The 21,113-nt window shown below is 56.7% G+C and carries 23 protein-coding genes; 14 read left to right on the top strand and 9 right to left on the bottom strand.

The annotated features are described in order from the left end of the window. Window positions 1–82: 82 nt before the first annotated feature. The 7 genes from ACLEXF_RS00930 to ACLEXF_RS00960 all read left to right on the top strand — a co-directional run bounded on the left by ACLEXF_RS00930 (window position 83) and on the right by ACLEXF_RS00960 (window position 6,299). The gene (locus tag ACLEXF_RS00930) at window positions 83–940 is read left to right on the top strand and encodes a MurR/RpiR family transcriptional regulator (protein WP_004203760.1); all 858 of its coding nucleotides are present in this window, start codon (window positions 83–85) and stop codon (window positions 938–940) included. Window positions 941–1,068: 128 nt separating this feature from the next. Next, complete coding sequence (locus tag ACLEXF_RS00935; protein WP_017898604.1) at window positions 1,069–2,397, top strand: aspartate aminotransferase family protein; 1,329 nt, start codon at window positions 1,069–1,071, stop codon at window positions 2,395–2,397. Further along, complete coding sequence (locus tag ACLEXF_RS00940; protein ID WP_023317981.1) at window positions 2,394–2,948, top strand: carboxymuconolactone decarboxylase family protein; 555 nt, start codon at window positions 2,394–2,396, stop codon at window positions 2,946–2,948. The genes ACLEXF_RS00935 and ACLEXF_RS00940 overlap by 4 nt, the downstream gene beginning before the upstream one ends. A gap of 127 nt (window positions 2,949–3,075) precedes the next feature. Further along, window positions 3,076–3,828, top strand: a complete 753-nt coding sequence (gene glnH / locus ACLEXF_RS00945) for a glutamine ABC transporter substrate-binding protein GlnH (protein ID WP_048294509.1) — start codon at window positions 3,076–3,078, stop codon at window positions 3,826–3,828. A 51-nt stretch (window positions 3,829–3,879) separates the two neighbouring features. Then, window positions 3,880–4,536 carry a glutamine ABC transporter permease GlnP gene (gene glnP, locus ACLEXF_RS00950; RefSeq protein WP_004203767.1) on the top strand — a complete coding sequence of 219 codons (657 nt, stop codon included), beginning with the start codon at window positions 3,880–3,882 and terminating at the stop codon, window positions 4,534–4,536. A gap of 2 nt (window positions 4,537–4,538) precedes the next feature. Beyond that, window positions 4,539–5,261 (top strand): glutamine ABC transporter ATP-binding protein GlnQ, encoded by a 723-nt coding sequence (gene glnQ, locus ACLEXF_RS00955; protein ID WP_004203768.1) that lies wholly within the window; start codon window positions 4,539–4,541, stop codon window positions 5,259–5,261. 21 nt (window positions 5,262–5,282) lie between these two features. Then, window positions 5,283–6,299 (top strand): acyl-CoA--6-aminopenicillanic acid acyl-transferase, encoded by a 1,017-nt coding sequence (locus tag ACLEXF_RS00960; RefSeq protein WP_048295789.1) that lies wholly within the window; start codon window positions 5,283–5,285, stop codon window positions 6,297–6,299. On the opposite strand, the gene ACLEXF_RS00965 is transcribed toward ACLEXF_RS00960, so the two are convergent. Continuing rightward, window positions 6,296–7,486, bottom strand: coding sequence for an MFS transporter (locus ACLEXF_RS00965; protein ID WP_335895186.1), 1,191 nt, complete (start codon window positions 7,484–7,486; stop codon window positions 6,296–6,298). The two genes, ACLEXF_RS00960 and ACLEXF_RS00965, sit on opposite strands and share 4 nt — an antisense overlap. Before the next feature lie 175 nt (window positions 7,487–7,661). Between ACLEXF_RS00965 and ACLEXF_RS00970 the strand changes: the two genes are divergently transcribed. Further along, window positions 7,662–8,543, top strand: a complete 882-nt coding sequence (locus tag ACLEXF_RS00970; RefSeq protein WP_407259843.1) for a LysR family transcriptional regulator — start codon at window positions 7,662–7,664, stop codon at window positions 8,541–8,543. A gap of 71 nt (window positions 8,544–8,614) precedes the next feature. Here ACLEXF_RS00970 and ACLEXF_RS00975 read toward each other — a convergent pair whose 3' ends face one another. Beyond that, the gene (locus ACLEXF_RS00975; RefSeq protein ID WP_032425956.1) at window positions 8,615–8,734 is read right to left on the bottom strand and encodes a hypothetical protein; all 120 of its coding nucleotides are present in this window, start codon (window positions 8,732–8,734) and stop codon (window positions 8,615–8,617) included. 67 nt (window positions 8,735–8,801) lie between these two features. Between ACLEXF_RS00975 and ACLEXF_RS00980 the strand changes: the two genes are divergently transcribed. Then, a complete protein-coding gene (locus tag ACLEXF_RS00980) occupies window positions 8,802–9,113 on the top strand; it encodes a hypothetical protein (RefSeq protein WP_004203773.1) in 312 nt (103 codons plus the stop codon). A gap of 246 nt (window positions 9,114–9,359) precedes the next feature. After that, the gene (locus ACLEXF_RS00985) at window positions 9,360–9,800 is read left to right on the top strand and encodes a VOC family protein (protein WP_004203774.1); all 441 of its coding nucleotides are present in this window, start codon (window positions 9,360–9,362) and stop codon (window positions 9,798–9,800) included. A 147-nt stretch (window positions 9,801–9,947) separates the two neighbouring features. On the opposite strand, the gene ACLEXF_RS00990 is transcribed toward ACLEXF_RS00985, so the two are convergent. From ACLEXF_RS00990 to yeaG, 3 genes are all read right to left on the bottom strand, one after another. Next, window positions 9,948–10,430, bottom strand: a complete 483-nt coding sequence (locus tag ACLEXF_RS00990) for a glutathione peroxidase (protein WP_004203776.1) — start codon at window positions 10,428–10,430, stop codon at window positions 9,948–9,950. Between the two features lie 251 nt (window positions 10,431–10,681). Next, a complete protein-coding gene (locus ACLEXF_RS00995; protein WP_049115129.1) occupies window positions 10,682–11,965 on the bottom strand; it encodes a YeaH/YhbH family protein in 1,284 nt (427 codons plus the stop codon). An 85-nt stretch (window positions 11,966–12,050) separates the two neighbouring features. After that, window positions 12,051–13,985 carry a protein kinase YeaG gene (yeaG, locus tag ACLEXF_RS01000; protein ID WP_004203779.1) on the bottom strand — a complete coding sequence of 645 codons (1,935 nt, stop codon included), beginning with the start codon at window positions 13,983–13,985 and terminating at the stop codon, window positions 12,051–12,053. 416 nt (window positions 13,986–14,401) lie between these two features. Here yeaG and ACLEXF_RS01005 point away from each other — a divergent pair, with 416 nt between their 5' ends. Both ACLEXF_RS01005 and ACLEXF_RS01010 read left to right on the top strand, forming a co-directional pair. Continuing rightward, window positions 14,402–15,148, top strand: a complete 747-nt coding sequence (locus ACLEXF_RS01005; RefSeq protein ID WP_004203780.1) for a MipA/OmpV family protein — start codon at window positions 14,402–14,404, stop codon at window positions 15,146–15,148. 91 nt (window positions 15,149–15,239) lie between these two features. Then, window positions 15,240–16,094, top strand: coding sequence for an aldo/keto reductase (locus ACLEXF_RS01010; RefSeq protein WP_032455845.1), 855 nt, complete (start codon window positions 15,240–15,242; stop codon window positions 16,092–16,094). Between the two features lie 60 nt (window positions 16,095–16,154). Here the strand turns inward: ACLEXF_RS01010 and ACLEXF_RS01015 are convergent, their stop codons facing one another. Both ACLEXF_RS01015 and gapA read right to left on the bottom strand, forming a co-directional pair. Beyond that, window positions 16,155–17,039, bottom strand: a complete 885-nt coding sequence (locus ACLEXF_RS01015) for a D-hexose-6-phosphate mutarotase (protein WP_004203783.1) — start codon at window positions 17,037–17,039, stop codon at window positions 16,155–16,157. A gap of 74 nt (window positions 17,040–17,113) precedes the next feature. Beyond that, window positions 17,114–18,109 (bottom strand): glyceraldehyde-3-phosphate dehydrogenase, encoded by a 996-nt coding sequence (gapA, locus tag ACLEXF_RS01020; RefSeq protein ID WP_004203784.1) that lies wholly within the window; start codon window positions 18,107–18,109, stop codon window positions 17,114–17,116. Window positions 18,110–18,447: 338 nt separating this feature from the next. On the opposite strand from gapA, the gene msrB reads away from it, so the two are divergent. Both msrB and ACLEXF_RS01030 read left to right on the top strand, forming a co-directional pair. Continuing rightward, window positions 18,448–18,861, top strand: a complete 414-nt coding sequence (msrB, locus tag ACLEXF_RS01025) for a peptide-methionine (R)-S-oxide reductase MsrB (protein WP_004203786.1) — start codon at window positions 18,448–18,450, stop codon at window positions 18,859–18,861. Window positions 18,862–18,904: 43 nt separating this feature from the next. Then, window positions 18,905–19,183 (top strand): YeaC family protein, encoded by a 279-nt coding sequence (locus ACLEXF_RS01030; protein WP_004203787.1) that lies wholly within the window; start codon window positions 18,905–18,907, stop codon window positions 19,181–19,183. A 93-nt stretch (window positions 19,184–19,276) separates the two neighbouring features. On the opposite strand, the gene yajD is transcribed toward ACLEXF_RS01030, so the two are convergent. Together yajD and ACLEXF_RS01040 are read right to left on the bottom strand one after the other, a co-directional pair. Further along, a complete protein-coding gene (gene yajD, locus ACLEXF_RS01035) occupies window positions 19,277–19,621 on the bottom strand; it encodes an HNH nuclease YajD (protein ID WP_002901254.1) in 345 nt (114 codons plus the stop codon). A gap of 163 nt (window positions 19,622–19,784) precedes the next feature. Continuing rightward, entirely contained in the window at window positions 19,785–21,038 is a 1,254-nt protein-coding gene (locus ACLEXF_RS01040; RefSeq protein WP_192080071.1) for a glycoside hydrolase family 18 protein, read from the bottom strand. Between the last annotated feature and the right edge of the window lie 75 nt (window positions 21,039–21,113).

Genomic DNA, 21,113 nt, shown 5'->3' on the forward strand with positions numbered 1-21,113 from the left:
CCCCGGGTGTTAGACCAGCCTATAGAGTCTTGATCTCAAATATGATTAGATAGCTTTCACTTAAAACCAGTCAGTGGCTGCCATGAATCTCAGGGAAAAAATCATTAATGAATTCGGCGGGTTGTCGCCCGAGCTGCAACGCGCCGCCGAGTTCTCACTGCAAAATGCCAGTCAGCTGGTGGTGTTATCAATGCGTGCCTTCGCGGCGGAAGCCGGGGTAAAACCGGCGACGCTGCTGCGTCTGGCGCAGCGGCTGGGCTACCGCGGCTGGAGCGAGCTGAAAAGTGATTTCATTGACGATCTGGGGCTGCGCAATGATACATACGTATCAAAAGCGGAAAAAATGATGGCCCGCGGGACGCAAACGCAGCTGTATAAAGAGGTTTTTCAGGCGCATCAGGCGAATCTGACCTTTACGCAAAATGAAAATGCCCAGGAGATGGAGCAGGCGGTGACCTTGCTCGATAGCGCGGAGAATGTCTATATCTGCGGATTCCGCGCCAGCTTTCCGATCGCGTGGTCGCTGTTCTATGTCTATCGACTGTTTAACCGCCAGGTGTCATTGATCGATGGCCTGGCCAGCAATATCGAAGTTTTTACCCGCGAACTAACCGCCCGGGACTGCGTCTTACTCACCAGCTTTGCTCCCTATTCACGCGAATCACTGGATGTTTTACAGGCAGCCCGGCAGGCCGGGGCGAAGATCCTCGCCATTACCGACTCGCCGGTTTCCCCCTTAGCGCAGGCGGCAGACTGCACGCTGCTGTTCTCCATCGACAGTCCGTCATTTTTCCCTTCCGTGGTCTCCGGCATGGGCCTGGCGGAGTGCCTGCTGGCGATGCTGGTGGTGCGCCACGGTCGGGAGGCGGTGAGTAAAATTGAAAATGCCGAACGCTATCTTATTGAGTCTGGCGCCTACGTGATCCCCGGTAAGTCCTGATAAATGATTCAAATGTATCAATTATAAGAATAAAGGATGCATTTATATCTTTAATTCGTTGACGTGATCCAAATGGATCCTGCAAGATACGCTCAATTCATGTAGCGGATTCAGGAGCAGAACCCAGTATGAGTCATGTCATTCACCGCAGCCTGCGTAGCACGCCGATGGTGGCTTCACGTGCGCAAGGGGCCTATATCTTTGATGCCCAGGGAAAACCGTATCTTGATGCCTGCGGCGGGGCGGCGGTTTCCTGCCTCGGACACGCGCATCCTGATGTGCTGGCGGCGATGCACCGCCAGATCGATCGGCTGGCCTATGCGCATACCAGCTTTTTCACCAGCGATGCCGTCGAGCAGCTTGCCGAACATCTCACCCGCACGGCGCCCGGCGAGCTTAACTACGCCTACTTTGTCTCGGGCGGTTCTGAGGCGGTAGAGACAGCGCTGAAGATGGCGCGGCAGTACTTTGTGGAGATCGGCCAGCCATCGCGCACCCGCTTTATCGCCCGTAAACAGAGCTATCACGGCAATACGCTGGGCGCGCTGGCGGTGGGGGGGAACGAATGGCGCCGTCGTCAGTTTGCTCCCTTATTAATGGATGTTATCCGCGTCTCCGCCTGCAATGAGTACCGCGATCGTCGGGCTGACGAGACCCAACAGCAATATACCGAGCGCCTGCTTAATGAGCTGGAGCAAGCCATCCTTGAGGCCGGCCCGGAAACGATCATCGGTTTCTGTGCCGAAACCGTGGTGGGGGCGACGACGGGAGCCACGCCGCCGACGCCGGGCTATCTGCAAGGGGTCCGCCGCCTGTGCGACAAATACGGCATCCTGTACATCGCGGATGAGGTGATGTGCGGTATGGGGCGGACCGGGACGCTGCATGCGTTTGAACAGGATGACGTGGTGCCCGATTTAGTAACCATCGCCAAAGGACTCGGCGGAGGCTATCAGCCGATTGGGGCGGTGCTGGCGAGTGAGACTATCGTCTCCGCGCTAAAGGCGGGCAGCGGGTTGTTCCAGCATGGTCACACTTACATTTGTCATGCCACCGCCGCGTCGGCAGCCCTGGCGGTGCAGCAAGTGATCGCGCGGGATAATTTGCTGGACGCCGTCAAACAGCAGGGCGCCTATCTGCACAAGGCGCTGCGCGAGGTGCTGGGGGAGTTACCGCATGTCGGTGATACGCGCGGACGCGGCCTGTTTGCGGGGGTCGAGCTGGTGCGTGATAAAGACGACAAAACGCCGTTCGATCCTTCCCTGAAGCTGCACGCTGCGATCAAAGCAAACTGCATGGCGCGTGGACTGATGGTCTATCCCATGGGCGGCACCATCGATGGCCAGTCTGGCGACCACATTCTGATTGCACCGCCGTTTATCATCACCCCGGCGCAGCTCGATTTTGTGGTCGATACCCTGAACTGCGTGATCCGTGAAGAGACGGGGAAATTATGAGCAATCGTTTACCGCCCCTGGCGGAACAGGAATGGGACGTTCAGCAGCGTCAGTTAGCGGAAGAGATTATCAACGGACCGCGCGGCGCCTTGCTGCCGCCCTTTGAACCGCTGCTGCGGAGCCCCGAGCTGATGGCCCATGCCCAGCGTATGGGGGAGTACCTGCGCTATCGCAGCGCGCTGGGCCAGCGTCTTTCTGAACTGGCGATTTTGCTGACCGCGCGGCACTGGTCGCAGCCGGTTGAGTGGGCGATCCATGCGCCGATAGCACGCGAGAAAGGGATCGCTGCCGCGGCGGTGCAGGCGATTAAGGAAAGGCGCCGGCCCGTGGATCTCCGGCCCGATGAGCAGACGGTCTATGACTTCTGTCAGCAGCTGCATCAACAGCAAAAGGTCAGCGATGAGACCTGGCAGCAAGCCATTGAGTTATGGGGCGAGAAGGGCGTGGTGGATCTGATTGGAATAAACGGTTATTACAGTTTTCTCTCCATGGTGATGAACAGCGCCCAGACGCCAGCACCGGCTACCTCTGACTCTCTGTTTTCTGCATAAGTTATCGTTTTTATTCGGGCGCATAAAACTGCGCCCGGTATATCAGCTCTTGTTATTGGTTCTTCCGGCGAGATATTTCGCAGGGTGACGTTCGTTGTAGGCTATTTCACTGACGCTGAGGGTAATTATGAGTGGATTATTTAAGAAATTAAAGCTGACGCTGGCATTAGTTATTTGTTCAGCCAGTTTTGTTACAGCAGCAGAAGATAAAATAACGGTGGGTGTCGATACTGCCTTTGTTCCATTTGAATTTAAACAAGGCGATAAATATGTCGGCTTTGATATCGATCTGTGGGACGCGATTGCGAAGAAAATGCATATCAGCTACGAATTAAGGCCGATGGATTTCGGCGGCCTGATCCCCGGTCTGCAGTCGCGTAATCTGGACGTGGCGATGGCGGGAATAACGATTACCGATGCGCGCAAGCAGGTCGTGGACTTCAGTGAAGGATATTATAATGCCGACCTGTTAATAGCCGTGAAAAGTAATGATAATTCCATTGTTAAATTCAGTGATTTGACCGGGAAAAAAGTCGGCCTTAAGCAGGGGACGGCGGCGGCCAGCTTTATGAAAAGCAAATATAAAGCGAATTATATCGAGTTCCCGAATATTGATAACGCTTACCTTGACCTGCAGGCCGGTAATCTCGATGCCGTCGTTCATGATTCGCCGAATGTCCTTTACTACGTGAAGACGGCGGGTAATGGCAAGGTCAAATCCACTGGTGAGACGGACAGCATTCTGCCACAGCAGTATGGCTTTGCGATGCAGAAAAACAGCAGCCTGACGCCAAAAGTCAACCAGGCCCTGCAGGCCCTGCGCGCCGATGGTACCTACGACAAGATTTACGTAAAGTGGTTTGCTAAACAGCCGAAATAACCCTGCCAGGTCGGAGCGATCCGACCTCATATTTTCTTTACGGGTAGAAGCATGAACTTTGACAGTCGCTATATTTGGGATGCATTGCCGCTGCTGATGCAAGGCTTGCAGCTGACGCTAATTATTTCGTTATCAGGTTTGTTAGGTGGATTAATCATTGGCTTGCTGGCCGGGACCTGCCGCGCATTAGGCGGGACAATATCCAAAACGGTATCGCTGGTGTTTGTGGAATTAATCCGCGGGACGCCAATTATGGTGCAGGTGATGTTTATCTATTTCGCCCTGCCGATGGTGTTGCCGGTACGTATTGACCCGGTTCCCGCCGCCATTATCACCATTGTGATTAACTCCGGGGCTTATATAGCGGAGATCACCCGGGGCGCGATTCTGTCGATCAATAAAGGATTTAAAGAAGCCAGCCTCGCGATGGGGTTATCGCCGCGCAGCACCCTGTGGCATGTCATTATGCCGCTGGCTTTTCGGCGGATGATCCCGGCGTTAGGCAATCAGTGGATTATCAGTATTAAAGATACCTCGCTGTTTATTGTGATTGGCGTGGCAGAATTAACCCGTCAGGGACAAGAGATTATTGCCGGCAACTTTCGGGCGCTGGAGGTGTGGACGGCGGTGGCGATGATTTATCTGTTTTTGACGTTGTGCCTGAGCTTCCTGCTAAAACAAGTTGAGAAAAGGATCCATATTTTATGAGCATGGTTGAATTTAGCGCGGTGGCGAAAAACTTCGGCGCCACTCAGGTGCTGCACGATATCAATTTAAAGATTGAAGCGGGCGAGGTGGTGGTGATCATCGGTCCTTCCGGCTCGGGAAAATCGACCCTGCTGCGTTGTATTAACAAGCTGGAAGAGATCTCCTCGGGCACGCTGCTGGTGGCGGGCATGCATATTACGGATCCGCACGCGAATGAGTGTGATATTCGCCGCGAAGCCGGTATGGTGTTTCAACAGTTTCATTTGTTCCCGCATCTGACCGCCCTGGAGAATGTCATGTTCGGTCCGCTTCGCGTGCGCAAGCAGAGCAAGGCCACAGCGCGGGAGCAGGCGCTGGCGTTGCTGGATCGCGTGGGGCTGCGTGAACGCGCTAACCACTATCCTGCCGAGCTCTCGGGCGGTCAGCAGCAGCGTGTGGCGATAGCTCGCGCCCTGGCGGTGAAACCCAAAATGATGTTATTTGATGAGCCAACATCCGCCCTCGATCCTGAACTGCGGCATGAGGTGTTAAAGGTCATGCGCTCGCTGGCCGAAGAGGGCATGACGATGGTGATTGTGACCCATGAGATTGGCTTTGCCAGAGAGGTGGCTTCCCGGTTGATTTTTATTGATGGCGGCACTATTGCCGAAGATGGTTCACCTGAGGCGCTGCTCACGGCCAGCAGCAATCCGCGTCTGCAAGAGTTTTTGCAACACGTATCCTGAACATAAGTGAATAATGACAATATGAAAACAATCGCAATCCGAGGTTCCGCTTTTGCGGTCGGTCAGCAGCTTGGCGCGTTTGGTCGTGAGGCCTGGCAGACAAAAATCAGGCAAACGGCGCTGTGGCAAACGGTGGCCGCCCTGAAAACGACGGAACAGACCCAGCGCATGCGCGCAGCCGTGCAGGCTCAGTTCCCGCTGATCTGGCAGGAGCTGGAGGGCATGGCGGAGGGGCTGCAGGCGCCGGTGGATGAGGTGTTCGCCTGGAACTGTCGCGGCGATCTGGTGCGTTCGACGTCGGATGGCTGCACCACCCTGGCGGGGAGAAGCGCAGAGGGCGAGTTGATCATTGCGCACAATGAAGACGGCTTCCCGCAGCTGCGTGAAGACTGCGCCATCGTCAGCATAACCCCGGACGTGGGCCTCGCCTTTACCAGCTTCGCCTATCCCGGCTCCCTGTGCGGACATACCTTCGCAGTGAATGAGAAGGGGATAGTCAATACGGTCAACAATATTCGCGCCGTGCATCGTCCGGACGGGATGCCGCGCCAGATTCTGGCCCGTGCCTCACTGAACGCCACCACCTTAGAGGAAGCCGTCACTCTGCTGAGCGCCACGCCGCGCGCGGGCGCGTTTCACCACACCCTGGGCCAGATGGGCGATAGCCGTCTGTTTAGCGTGGAAGCCACCGGCTCCGGCAGCTCGGTGCTCGCGTTGTCCGCCACCAGCGGGCATGCCAACCATCTGATCCATCCCCAGCTTGCGGTCATTGAACAGATCGTGACCGGCAGCTCCGGCTCGCGCCAGCGGCGCCTGGACGCGTGGCTGGCGACGGACCCGCCGCTGGATGGCGTGACAGCGAAAGCGATGCTCTCCGACCAGCAGGATCCGTTGTTACCGATTTACCGGCTGTCTCCCGACGATCCGGATGAGGAAAATACGCTGGCGACGGCCATTTTTACCTTGAGCGCGACCCGCGTCGTGTGGCAGGTCTTCACGCTGGACCGTGAAAACGCGGTTTTACAGGGCAGCGTTTAGCGGCCCGAGGGCGCTTTCAGCAGAGCGATCAGCAGCGTACTGCCCACCATGGTCCCCGCCGCCAGCCACACCATTCCCGACAGGCCAGCTGAGGCGATCAGCTGGCCGCCGACAAGCGCCCCGGTGCCGATGGCGGCATTAAAAATGGCCACGTAAATGGCTGACGCCGGCTGGGCGACCGCGCCCGCGCTGCGCAGTAGCCAGGTCTGTAAGCCGACGAACACAATCGCGATGCCGGCGCCCCACAGGGCTAACAGTAGCCCGCTAAAACAGAATGGCAGTGGCGCAAAACGGGCGGTGCCAAGGATCGCCAGCGCGCCCCCGCTCAGCAGCAGCGCAGCGAAAATCAGCCCCTTCAGATGACGATCGATGAGCTTCCCCGCGATAACGTTACCCAGCAGCCCGGAAACCCCTGACAGCAGCAGCAGGCCGGAGAGGGCGGTCGCCGGGACTCCCTGCAGATTTATCAGCAGCGGTTCAATGTAGGTGAAGGCGGCAAAGTGAGCGGTAATGATGCAGGCCGTGGCGCCATACAGGCCACCGAGCAGCGGATTGCGGAAAATATCACGATAAACGCGCAGCCTGACGGGGGCTGGGGCGGCCAGCGCGGGCAGCGTCGAGCACAGCACCGCAGCGGCGGCCAGTGACAGCAAGGCCATCGCTATAAACGCGTATCGCCAGCCCGCCAGGGTGGCGATAAAGCTCGCCAGCGGCACCCCCACTACGCTTGCCGCCGACACGCCGCCAAAAATGATCGCCGTGGCCAGCCCCAGCCGGTGCGGCGGCACCAGCTGCGCGGCGACGATGCCAATTAAGGCCCAGAAGGCGCCATGCGCCACGGCGCCAATCATGCGGGCGCTCATCAGGGCGAACATCGAATAAGACCGGGTTGCGGCGAGGCAGGAAAGCGCGAGGATCAGCATCAGCCCGACCAGCAGCGCCTTGCGGGAAATACGCGCCGGCATTGCGCCGGAAAGCAGAGCCGCCAGGGCGCCCACCCAGCCATAGGCGGTGACGGCGAGACCCATGCCAGATTCAGTCTGGTGAAAATCCGCCGCCAGGGCGCTGAGCATGCCCACCGGCGCCAGTTCGCTGGTGACGATCGAAAAGGCGCAGATCCCGAGCGCTACGACGGCTATCCAGACGCGCGCCGGCGCCGGGTGGAGGGGTAAAGCAATCTCTTTCATATCAGGCGTATCCTTAGGAAAGGAGCGTTCCGCGCGGTACACGGACGTTCAGGTGAGGAGAGAGCAGGCGACCGGATGGCCTGGTTGTCTCCGCGAGTGGCGTGCAGTATCATCCCTGCGAAACTGATAAAAAATAGCGGAAAACGGAGAGTCGTTTTCCATAAATGGAAAACAGATGACCGCAGAATTTAACTGGGATGATGCGCGCATATTCCTCGCCATCGCCCGGGCGGGAACGCTGAGCGGCGCCGCCGACAAGATGAACATGGGGATAGCCACGGTCTCCCGCCGGCTGGATCGGCTGGAGCAGGCGTTGAACGTTCCGCTCTTCAGCCGCCATCAGAGCGGCTATCGCCTGACCGATGATGGCGAAGCCCTGCTCGCGCGGGCCGAGGCGCTGGAATACGCAGGCCTGGCGTTTGGCGAAGCGGCGCAACTGCAGGGGCATGTCGCCGGGGTTGTCCGCCTGGCCACCTCGGATAACCTGGCCACGCATTTTATTCTGCCCTCCCTGAAAGGGCTCCTGGACCATTATCCCGAGCTGCGGGTGGAGGTGCTGAGCGGCGTGCAGCCGGTGAACCTGCACCGTCGGGATGCCGATCTGGCGATCCGCATGGTCAAGCCTGAGGCCGGGCATTTGACGTTAAAGCGACTGGGGACGGTGGGGTTTGGCGTCTATGGCGCCGCCGGCTATCTGGCCGGTGCGGACGGCCTGTCGCTGAGCGAGGCGGACTTTGTGGGGTGGCCGGAAACTCACCAGCACCTGCCGGCCGCCCAATGGATCGCGCGCATCCTGAGAGGGCGGCCGTGTAAAGTCGAAGCCAATACGCTCGTGGCCCAGGTTTCCGCGGTATCCGCGGGCCTCGGACTGGGCGTTCTGCCGCACTTTATGGCACGGGCCAGCGGCCTGCAGTGCCTGCAGCCGGAGATCGGCGCGGATCAGACTCTCTGGCTGGTGATGCATTCCGACCTGGCCGGGTCCAGACGCGTGCGGGTTATCGCCGACCATCTCATCACCCTCTTTGCGGCCCATCAAGATCGGCTGGCGATGCCCTGAAGGGGCGCGGCTTGGGCGTGTAGCGATACGACTGCCCGAGGCTGACGAGCCACGATTTTTTTCCGCGCCAGCTAACAGCGATACTCGCCGCGCAATATTCGGCCCAATGCTGCTCCGCAGTCAAAAATAGTGCAGAGTGAGAGGATATCCCCGTCCGGCAAAATAATTTTGTGTTGTGGCCAGCGCCGCATTGTTGCGCTCCCCCAGAAATGCCTGTCGATGTTAGGGTGAGATGTTTATCACCACAGGAGAATGCAAATGATTGTCAGGACCTGGCACGGCTGTGTGCCATTGCAGCATGCTGAGGGGTTTGCCCGCCACCTCGAGCGGACCGGCGTGGAACACGCTCAGAGCATCGCCGGCAACAGAGGCGCCCTGGTGCGCCGGGAAAACCAGGGCGAATGGGCGCATTTCTTTCTCGCCACCTACTGGCAGGATCTCGCGGCGGTCAAAGCCTTCGCAGGCGAAGACTATCACGTCGCGGTCACCTATCCGGACGATGAAGTATTCGAACTCCTCTCCGACCCCTACGTGTTTCAGCATGAAGTTGAGGCCGTGTCGCCGCTGTAGACTGATGACCGGGCAGGTGGAAGATCGGCCAGCAACAGACGGTTGCTGGCCGCGTGAGATCGACTGACGTCACCGGTTAATTAACCCTGGACCGCTCAACTGCGCCAGCGTTTAACAGGTCGGGCTATGTCGAAACCGCCGATGCTCAGACGGCAAACGGCGTCAGGCGCATCAGCGGAAATCGTTTATTGTTACGTTAAGAGGTATCCTGCCTGTTCTGCGAAACGGCAAAGAGGATGTCATAAGATGCTGGCTTATATCACGATAGGTACCAATGATTTTCAGCGCTCAGTAGATTTTTATGACGCTATTTTTAATGTTCTTGGCTACTCACGTCTGCCTGCCTGGACAGACAGCTGGGCAATGTGGGGAGATAAAAATAATCCGGATAAGGCGTTCAGCTTTTGTATTTGCCCTCCTTTTGACGGACATTCCGCAACGGCGGGAAACGGGACAATGTTTGCATTCCAGGCTGATAACGCAGAGATTGTCAGACAGTTCCATGCCGCAGGCCTTCTTGCAGGAGGGCAAAATGAAGGCGCACCGGGCACACGCCCCGCCTATGGCCCCGACTTTTATGTGGCCTACCTGCGCGATCCTGACGGGAATAAGCTGGCATGCGTTTGTCAGCATTATTCTCCCGCAACTGATAAGTTCGTCAACCAGAAACAGGCGCTTCGCATATAGCATCTTACGGTTTTGCGCGTTTACAGCCCCTGACGTGAAATGGGGCGTTCCGGCGACAGCTGGCGCGGTCGGCTACAGGCCAGGAACCAATATCTATCTTGTATGGGCAGACAGCCACCGTTGGGTGAACGTGGAATGACTGCACACTCAGCGCTTGAGGGCGGCAACAATGGAGGCCTCCATTTTCTCCGGCGTCGTGAACGGCGCAAAACGCGTGAGGGGTGTGCCGTCGCGACCGATGAGGAACTTGGTGAAATTCCACTTGATCCGTCCGCCGAGCACGCCGGGCAACGCTTGTTTCAAATAACGAAACAGCGGGTGTGCAGCGGGGCCGTTGACGTCCACTTTCGCAAACATCGGGAAGCTCACGCCGTAGTTAACGTGACAGGTCTGCTCGATTTCATCCGCACCGCCGGGTTCCTGCTTGCCAAACTGGTTGCACGGAAAACCAAGCACCACCAGCCCCTGAGCCGCGTACTTTTTGTAGAGCGCTTCCAGGCCAGCATACTGTGACGTGAAGCCACAATGGCTGGCCGTATTCACCACCAGAACCACCTTGCCAGCATAGTCAGCCATGGAGAGAGGTTGGCCGCGCAGGCGGGTGGCGGTCAATTGATAAAAAGGGGTCATAGCAGGCTCCTGAGAGTGGAAACAGTGCAACGCTGACGATCGCGTGAATGTTTGAAGCAGATTAGGCAGTTATAATACACAGGGTTAGGGATTTGTACCTGGAATGTACAACATGGGGGAAAGAAGCATTTTGCGATGAGGCAGCTGCATCTATTCTGCACAAAAAATGGGCGTATTGATTAATAGAGAAATAAAAGCATTTAAAAAATAAATCAGCCAGCAGGTGACGCTAACTGGCTGATTTTATTTAACTACGCTTCACTTTTAGAGGACTGCTTGTGAAACAGTTCGCGGAATACCGGGTAGATATCCTCCTGGTCGCGAATATGCTGCATGGCGAAATTATCAAAGGTCGCCTGCAGGTGTTCATACTCGCGCCACAGGGTCTGGTGCGCCCGGCGGGTAATTTCGATATAGCTGTAATAACGCACCACCGGCAGAATTTTCTTCGCCAGCAGTTCGTGGCACAGTGGGGAGTCATCGGCCCAGTTGTCGCCATCCGACGCCTGGGCGGCGTAGATGTTCCACTGCGCCGGGTCATAACGCGCCTGCACCACCTCATCCATCAGCTTGAGGGCGCTGGAAACGATGGTGCCGCCGGTTTCCTGAGAATAGAAGAATTCGTGTTCATCCACCTCTTTCGCCTGGGTATGGTGGCGGATATAGACCACATCGACGTTTTTATAGGTCCGGCTGAGGAACAGATACAGCAGGATATAAAAGCGCTTGGCCATGTCTTTGGTGGCCTGGTCCATCGAGCCTGAGACGTCCATCAGGCAGAACATTACCGCCTGGCTGGAGGGCTCCGGCCGTTTTTCGTAATTTTTGTAGCGTAAGTCAAAGGTGTCGATAAACGGCACCCGTTCAATTTTAGCCCGCAGCTCGGCAATCTCTTTGCGCAGGCGCTCCTCCTCCAGCAGCTGCACCGGCTCGCTGCGGCTGATGGTCTCCAGATCCTCCTCCAGAGCGCGCAGTTCACGGCGCTTGCCGGCGGTCATCGCCGTCCGACGGGCCAGCGAGTTCTGCAGCGAACGCACCACGCTGATGTTGGCCGGCACCCCGTTAGAGGTAAAACCCGCGCGATGGGTTTTAAACTCGTTTAGCTGCCGGTGCTGATTTTTCTTCAGGTTCGGCAGGGCGAGATCTTCAAACAGCAGATCCAGGTACTCATCTTTTGAAATCTGGAAGACAAACTCATCCTTCCCTTCGCCATCGGCGCTGGCTTGCCCCTGACCGCTGCCACCGCCGCCGCCGCCCCCTTGCGGGCGTTCGATCCGATCGTTTTGCACGAAATGGTCATTACCCGGGTGGACGCGGTTGCGTAGTCCGCCGCGACCCTGATGAAACATCGGCTCGTTGATATCGTCCGTCGGGATCGAGACGGATTCTCCGCTCTCAATATCGGTCACCGAGCGCTTGTTGATGGCCTCGGAGATTGATTGTTTAATCTGCGCCTTATAACGGCGCAAAAAGCGCTGACGATTGACGGCGCTTTTGTTTTTCCCGTTCAGGCGTCGGTCTATGAACCAGGTCATATGCCCTCCTGTACTGCATTAGCCAACTTTACTTATCATCATTCAGCTGCAGTTGACCCGGCGGCGCACCGCCGGGCTGGACGCATCAGGACGATTTACGAACCCGCAGGTACCACTCGCACAGCAGGCGAACCTGTTTGCGGGTGTAGCCTTTCTCCATCATGCGGTCGACAAAGTCGTCGTGTTTTTTCTGCTCATCGGTTGAGGTTTTGGCGTTAAACGAAATGACCGGCAACAGCTCTTCGGTATTGGAGAACATTTTCTTCTCAATAACCGTGCGCAGTTTCTCATAGCTGGTCCAGTTCGGATTACGTCCGCTGTTGTTGGCTCTGGCGCGCAGCACAAAGTTGACGATTTCATTACGGAAGTCTTTCGGGTTGCTGATCCCGGCCGGCTTCTCAATTTTCTCCAGCTCGGCATTCAATGATTCACGGTCAAACAGCTGGCCGGTGTCCGGATCGCGATATTCCTGATCCTGGATCCAGAAGTCAGCGTAGGTGACATAGCGATCGAAAATGTTCTGCCCATACTCGGAGTAGGATTCCAGATAGGCGGTCTGGATCTCTTTGCCGATAAACTCGGCGTATTTCGGGATCAGATAGCCTTTGAGGAACTCCAGATAGCGCTCGGCCTGCTCCTGCGGGAACTGTTCGCGCTCAATCTGCTGCTCCAGGACATAGAACAGATGCACCGGGTTGGCCGCCACTTCAACATGGTCGAAGTTAAACACCCTTGAGAGGATCTTAAAGGCAAAGCGGGTGGAGAGCCCGTTCATCCCTTCATCCACCCCGGCGTAGTCGCGATACTCCTGATAGGATTTCGCTTTCGGGTCGGTATCTTTCAGGCTCTCGCCGTCATAGACCCGCATTTTCGAGTAGATACTCGAGTTTTCCGGCTCTTTCAGGCGCGACAGAATCGAGAAGCGCGCCAGCGTTTCCAGAGTGCCCGGGGCGCATGGCGCATGAGTCAACTCGCTGCTGTTGAGCAGTTTTTCATAGATACGGATCTCTTCGGAGATCCGCAGGCAATAAGGCACTTTGACGATATAGACGCGGTCGAGGAAGGCCTCATTGTTTTTGTTATTACGGAAGGTCACCCATTCCGATTCGTTGGAGTGGGCAAGGATGATCCCGTTAAACGGCAGGGCGGAGATCCCTTCGGTCCCGTTGTAGTTACCCTCCTGAGTCGCGGTCAGCAGCGGATGCAGCACCTTGATCGGCGCTTTAAACATCTCGACGAACTCCATGATCCCCTGGTTGGCGCGGCACAGCGCACCGGAGTAGCCGTAGGCGTCCGGGTCGTTCTGCGCATAGTGTTCCAGCTTGCGGATATCCACTTTACCCACCAGCGCCGAAATATCCTGGTTGTTTTCATCGCCCGGTTCGGTTTTGGCGATGGCGACCTGTTCGAGAATCGATGGCCAGACTTTGACCACGCGGAATTTCGTGATATCGCCGCCAAACTCATGCAGGCGTTTGGCCGCCCATGGCGACATAATAGTGCCGAGATAGCGGGTAGGGACGCCATACTCTTTCTGAAGGATCTGCGCATCCTCCTGCGGATTGAACAGACACAGCGGGTGATCGTTAACCGGGCTGCGCTCGCCGTTGGCGCTCAGCACATAGATAGGCACGCGCTGCATCAGGGCTTTCAGCCGTTCAGCCAGCGATGATTTACCCCCGCCCACCGGTCCCAGCAGATAGAGGATCTGTTTCTTCTCTTCCAGCCCCTGGGCGGCATGCTTGAGGTAGGAAACGATCTGCTCAATGGCGTCTTCCATACCGTAAAACTCTTCAAACGCCGGATAGCGTGCGATAACCCGGTTTGAAAAGAGACGGGATAGCCGCGGCTCGAGAGCCGTATCAACCATGACGGGTTCACCAATGGCCATCAACAGACGTTCTGCCGCATTGGCATAGGCACTGCGATCTTGCCGGCAGATGGTAAGAAACTCCTGCAGTGTGAACTCTTCGTCCTTGGCAGCTTCATAGCGCTGGCGATAGTGATCGAATATATTCATGGCATGCCGTCCTTTCGTTTTTTAGCACAGGTTGAGAGCCGTTCATATGAATAGTGGGGGCCCCCGGAAGACATAAGCTGAACATCGCTCTCCTGGTATCCAGCAACCCTTATGCCAGGTTGCGGGTGGGGTAGCGTGAATGTGCCCTGCAATTACACCTTCTAAATTTAAGCGTAGATGCATTTAGAAATCTTGCATGACGCAGAAAATCAATTTCAATGACATATCAATAACTCATCCTGAAAAAGACGCTTTTTGCTTCGCCGGGACGTGAAGCTGTCATCGGGCTGTCACCAGATGGTAAGAGAAGGGTGGGAAAGTGAACGATTTGTGTCATATCGGGTAAAGAATTTGAGGCATGAGACCTACGACGGTAAACTGCACGGGCTGATTATTTGACAACGGGAATATGGATTGTGACTAAAATCAAACTTCTGGCACTCGGCGTGCTGATTGCGACCTCCGCCAGCGCGGCGCATGCCGATGGGAAGTTCACGCTTGGCGCTGGCGTCGGCATCGTTGAGCATCCGTACAAGCAGTATGATGCGGATGTTTATCCGGTGCCGGTCATTAGTTATGAGAGCGATAACTTCTGGTTCCACGGTCTGGGTGGGGGTTACTACCTGTGGAATGACACCAATGATAAGCTGTCGATAACGGCTTACTGGTCGCCGATGTACTTCAAGCCGGGCGACAGCGATAGCGAACAAATGCGTCGCCTGGATAAACGTAAATCAACCGTGATGGCCGGTCTTTCTTATGTCCACAACACGCCCTATGGTTTCCTGCGCACGACGATTGCCGGCGATACGCTGGATAACAGCAACGGCATCAACTGGGATCTCGCCTGGCTGTACCGCTACACCAACGGGAACCTGACGCTGACGCCGGGCATCGGCGTGGAGTGGAACAGCGACAATCAGAACGAATACTATTATGGCGTCTCGCAGCATGAGTCCCGTCGCAGCGGCATGCGCAGCTACGATCCGGACAGCAGCTGGAACCCGTATCTGGAGCTGTCGGCCAACTATCGCTTCCTCGGCGACTGGAGCGTATACGGTATTGCGCGCTACACCCGTCTGTCGGATGAAATTACCGATAGCCCGATGGTGGACAAATCCTGGAGCGGTCTGATCTCAACCGGGATCACTTACACCTTCTGATTGTGCATTATTACAGTGCGCTTTATGCATCAAAACAGGGCTTCGTGCCCTGTTTTGCTTTATGGTGGTGCAGGGCGCTAAGTAGGAGACGATGGTGAAAAAAACAGTATGCTTTGGCGAGCAGGCGGCAGTTCCGGCCATCGGGCTGGGGACCTGGTATATGGGCGAGAACGCGGCGCAGCGTCAGCAGGAGGTGGCTGCACTGCGCGCGGGCATCGACCATGGCCTGACGGTAATCGATACCGCTGAGATGTATGCCGACGGCGGGGCGGAGGAGGTGGTGGGCCAGGCGGTCCGCGGCCTGCGCGACCGGGTGGTGCTGGTCTCCAAAGTCTATCCCTGGCACGCCGGCGGCGCGGCGATGCCCCGCGCCTGTGAAAACAGTCTGCGCCGGCTGCAGACCGACTATCTGGATATGTATCTCCTGCACTGGCGGGGCGATATCCCGCTAGAGGAGACGGTCGAGGCGATGGAAAGGCTGGTGGCCGAGGGTAAAATCCGCCGCTGGGGCGTCTCCAATCTGGACACCGACGATATGCAGGCGCTGTGGCGCACGGCGGGTGGCGAACGCTGCGCCACCAATCAGGTGCTCTATCATCTCGCGTCGCGGGGCATTGAATACGATCTCCTGCCCTGGTGCCAGCAGCACACCCTGCCGGTGATGGCCTATTGTCCGCTGGCGCAGGCGGGGCGCTTACGTGATGGACTTTTTCAGCATACCGATATCATCAAAATGGCTAACGAGCGGGGCGTGACGGTGGCGCAGCTGCTGCTGGCCTGGGTGATTCGTCATCCGGGAATGCTGGCGATCCCGAAAGCGGCCAGTATTGAACATGTGGTGCAGAATGCCGCCGCGCTTGATCTCGTTCTCAGCCCGCAAGAGCTTGCGCAGCTGGACCGCCTCTATCCACCGCCGCCGCGGAAAACCCGGTTGGATATGGTTTAACCCACAGCGCATCCTGGTGGAGAAGAGAAAAAGCCCCGTGATAAACGGGGCTTTTTGCGCTTAGCGTTTTTTCACGCTGATGGTTTGCGCCAGGCGAGACGGGGTCTCTTCACTGGCTTTCTGCGGCTGGGTCACGCAGCAGGTTTCGACGCACACGAAGGTTTTGTAGCCATCGTCCGGCATGTCGCCCATGCTGACGGACAGCGCCGGGCCCGGGTTCCAGGCCACCACGTTGTGCTGATGATGATGCACCACGTCGATAGTGCGACTGAGCGCGTCGTCGTGGATCACGCTGCAGCCTTCGGCGTCGAGATAGACGCGGTCGGTACGATCCGGGAAGGTCTGCACGCCGTTGCTCAGAACGCCTTCTTCGGCATTTTTCACTTTATCGATATAGCGCTCGCCAAGACCGCTCACTTTCACCGCCGCGATATCGCCGACGTTGAAGTAGCTGTGCAGGGCAGAGGTGGTCTCAAATTCGCCGTGGGCTTCCAGTTCGATTTCGCAGGTCTTGCCCAGCTTGAAGCGGGCATAGAGGGTGAACTCATGCGGCCACAGCTTCATGGTTTCGGCGCTGTTCTGCAGCGCAAAGGTCAACATCACGCCGCCGTCGTCTTCATCATGGCCTTCCAGGGTCCACGGCAGGTTGCGGGCAAAGCCGTGCGACGGCAGGCCCTGCTGCGCCGATGGGCCAAACCAGGGCCAGCAAATCGGCACGCCGCCGCGCAGGGCGACGCCCTGTTTAAACGGGGTGTTGTTGCTCAGCCACAGGACTTCTTCTTCACCGGCGGGTTTCCAGGAGAGCAGATGCGCCCCCTGCAGCGCCACAGAGGCTTTCACCTGCGGATGGTCGATGACAATCAGCTCCAGGTCGTCCAGCTGGCGACGGGAGATAACGGGCGAAATGGTTTCATTCACCGGGAGAGCAAAAATTTTATTTATCATTGTGCAATCCTATCTCTGCAGACAAAAAAAAGAGCGACCGAAGTCGCTCTTACAGATTACTTTTTCATCTCAACTTATTTGGAGATGTGGGCAATCAGATCCAGAACTTTGTTGGAGTAGCCAGTTTCGTTGTCGTACCAGGAAACCAGTTTAACGAAGTTGTCGTTCAGTGCGATACCCGCTTTAGCATCGAACACGGAAGTGCAAACTTCGCCGTTGAAGTCGGTAGAAACAACGTCGTCTTCGGTGTAACCCAGAACGCCTTTCATTGCGCCTTCAGAAGCGGCTTTGATAGCTTTCTTGATTTCTTCGTAGGACGCTGCTTTTTCCAGACGAACGGTCAGGTCAACAACGGATACGTTCGGAGTCGGAACGCGGAACGCCATACCGGTCAGTTTGCCGTTCAGTTCTGGCAGTACTTTACCTACTGCTTTAGCAGCGCCGGTAGAGGACGGGATGATGTTCTGAGCTGCGCCGCGGCCGCCGCGCCAGTCTTTGTGAGACGGGCCATCAACGGTTTTCTGGGTAGCGGTGGTGGCGTGGACGGTGGTCATCAGGCCTTCAACGATACCGAAGTTGTCGTTGATGACTTTAGCCAGCGGCGCCAGGCAGTTGGTGGTGCAGGATGCGTTGGAAACGATGTCCTGGCCAGCGTAAGTGTCGAAGTTAGCGCCGCGAACGAACATCGGGGTGTTGTCTTTGGACGGGCCAGTCAGAACGACTTTTTTCGCGCCAGCGGTGATGTGTTTACGAGCGGTTTCGTCGGTCAGGAAGATACCGGTTGCTTCAGCAACAACGTCAACACCAACTTCGTCCCACTTCAGGTTAGCCGGGTCACGTTCAGCGGTAACACGGATTTTTTTACCGTTAACGACCAGATGACCGTCTTTCACTTCAACGGTGCCGTCGAAACGACCGTGAGTGGAGTCATACTTCAGCATGTAAGCCATGTACTCTGCGTCTAACAGGTCGTTGATTGCAACGATCTCGATGTCAGAACGTTTCTGAGCAGCACGGAAAACAATGCGACCGATACGGCCAAAACCGTTGATACCTACTTTGATAGTCATATATTCCACCAGCTATTTGTTAGTGAATAAAAGGTTGCCTGTAAAATTACAAAAACCTTACGCAGCGTCAAGCGGAATCGTGTCAATCATTGCGACAAATCAATCCTGAGCAGACCTTTGCGCGATTGATTTGCCTCACTCTCCCTTTGAGCCCAATTCCATATGGGGGCTGCGCGCGGAATTTTAAAGGGCATTTAAGATAAAAACGTGATTTAAGTCACAATTATCTGGCTGCCTGTGGGCACCGGATAAGTTTAGAACAAAAGTGTACGCTTCATTGTTAATGTTTTGTTAGAATTGGGGCGAAAGTTGTCCATTGCAAAGCGAGATGTAAGCCCATGGCAAATAAACCCTCCCCGGAAGAGCTGAAAAACGGCTTGAGCGAAATGCAGTTTTACGTGACCCAACATCATGGTACCGAACCGCCTTTCACCGGACGGCTGCTGCACAACAAGAAAAATGGCGTATATCACTGCCTGGTGTGCGATGCGCCGCTGTTCAACTCCCAGACCAAGTACGACTCCGGCTGCGGCTGGCCGAGCTTCTACGAGCCGGTAAGCGAAGAGGCCATTCGCTATCTGGACGACAGCTCCCACGGCATGCAGCGCATAGAGATCCGCTGCGGAAATTGTGATGCCCACCTCGGTCACGTGTTTCCGGATGGCCCGCAGCCGACCGGCGAGCGCTATTGTGTGAATTCGGCGTCGCTCAGCTTCACCGATGAGCAGAACGGCGAGCAGATCAAGGGTTGAAGAAACGATTCAGCAAATTATTCCAGGTGGAGGTGAGCGGAAGATGGATATTGAGCAAATTATCGACAGCATGACCCCGGAAGTGTATCAGCGTCTGGCGACGGCGGTGGAGCTGGGAAAATGGCCGGATGGCGTGGCGCTGACGCCGGAGCAGAAGGAAAATAGCCTGCAGCTGGTGATGCTGTGGCAGGCCCGGTATAACACCGACGCCCAGCATATGACCATCGATACTCGCGGGCAGATGGTGATGAAGAGCAAACAGCAGCTGAAGGAAGATTTCGGTATCGTGCCGAAGCCGATCGCCACCGTGAAGCTGCAATAAACCGCCGGCCGGCGGGGAGTCGTTCCGGCGTCAGGTGATCCGGCGCCGGAAGGGTCAGCGTCTACGACCGCGCCCGGCGGTCAGCCGCTTCGCTTACTTTTTGTTCATCATCGCTTTCAGGTCGGCAAACGGATTGTAGGTGGCCTCGCCGACGCTCTTTTGCGCATCTTCGCCGGCCACCACCGTGGAGCCATACTGATCGGCTTCGGTGTACTTGGAGTGTTCGTGATCGTGACAGTAGAGGCACAACATCTCCCAGTTACTGCCATCTTCCGGGTTATTGGAGTGGTCGTGATCGATATGGTGCACCGTCAGCTCGCGCAGATTGGAGTAGACAAACTCCCGCGAGCAGCGTCCGCATACCCAGGGAAAGAGCTTGAGCGCCTTTTCGCGATAACCCACTTCCAGACGTGCGTAATTTTTGGGGATATAGGCCATGGCCCCCTGCCTCCTGTCAAACGGTTAAGCTGCGCCAGCCCCTGGCGCAGCGGATAACAGGCATCATAACCTATCCCGGGCGGCGCGATATACCTGCATTGCAGGCGATGCTGCCTGCGTCACGCCGCCCGGCGGCGACGATGCGGCGGAGGAACAGCCGCGATTAGTGTTTGATCCCCAGGGATTCCGCCAGCTGGCGGGCCAGCTGGTTCTGGTCATCGGCGCCATACTCCCAGAACATCGCCCCGGCGAGGCCCTTCGCCTTGATGTAGTCCGCCTTGATGGCTACCGAGCGCGGGTTCTCATAGGAGAGGGCGAACAGCGGCTTGCCCTCCGTGGACTGCACCGACAGCCACGGCACTTTCGCCTCATCGTCCCAGTGCTCGGTAAAGCGTTTCTGCGGATCGTTGAGCAATTTGCCCACGATATCATTGTATTTCACGTAGGTGTCTTTGCTCAGGTCATAGCCCAGCGAGGCAAACAGCGCGATCTGCTGTGGACCAAAATAGGGTTGGGTGACCGGGTTCTTTTGCGCATCCGCTTTACTCCAGTCGATCCCCGGCTCGACCGCCCGTTTTGGTACCCGGCCATAAAAACCAATCCCGAGGTTCATCTGGCTGGGTTTAAGCCCGGCGGCCAGGTAATTGTTGACCACAAAATCGGCGCTGTATTTATCCGCCGCGGCGACCGTCGGCCAGTGGCTGGAGTCATACAGGTTCGAGTTGAAGTACTGCGTGCCGTAGGCCATGTCGTAGGTCATCAGGTTGATGTAGTTCAGCACCGGGGCCACCGCTTTGACATCCACCCAGCTTTTCGGGCTTTCGGCGTTGGCGCCCACGGCAATAGTAACCAGTTTCTTCGTACCAAACGCTGCGCGCAGCTCTTTTAACAGCGCGGTAAAGTTATCGCGATCGGCCGGTTGACTGGCAACCAGCCCCCACGCACCGTTGACCGGAAACTCCCAGTCGAGGTCAATCCCATCCAGACCATATTTTTCAACAATTTCCTGCGCAGACTGAATAAACACCTTACGGGTTTCTTTGCTTGCCGCCGCGCCGGAGAAACCGCGCGCCCCCCAGCCGCCGACCGACAGCAGGACCTTGAGGTCCGGGTTCTGTTTACGCAGGGCAGGGAGCTTTTGCAGATCCGCCTGCACCTTTGGCGACAGCCAGATCTCGTGCAGATGGTCAGGATCCTTCAGGGCCGCATTGGTCTCGTCTTTTTCATCGTTATAGATAAGGCCAAACGAGTAGTTGAGATGGGTGATCTGCCGGACGTCCAGCTTGTCGATATCCCCGCCCGGCCCGGCAGTGACGTCGCCGCCGCCGTTGAAATAGCCGACGGACATCAGCGGTTGGGCAGAGAGCGCGGAAGCGCAAAGCAGGGGCAAGGCTGCCAGCAAGGGCAAACGTTTCATAGTGGTTCCTCTTTGACATAAAAAAATAACCGCGCCACGGAAATGGCGTGGCGAAAAAACAGCCTTGCCAGACTA

Origin of the sequence: Klebsiella pneumoniae complex sp. WS1778 (genome assembly GCF_049472055.1) — a bacterium.
Classification (GTDB): domain Bacteria; phylum Pseudomonadota; class Gammaproteobacteria; order Enterobacterales; family Enterobacteriaceae; genus Klebsiella; species Klebsiella quasipneumoniae.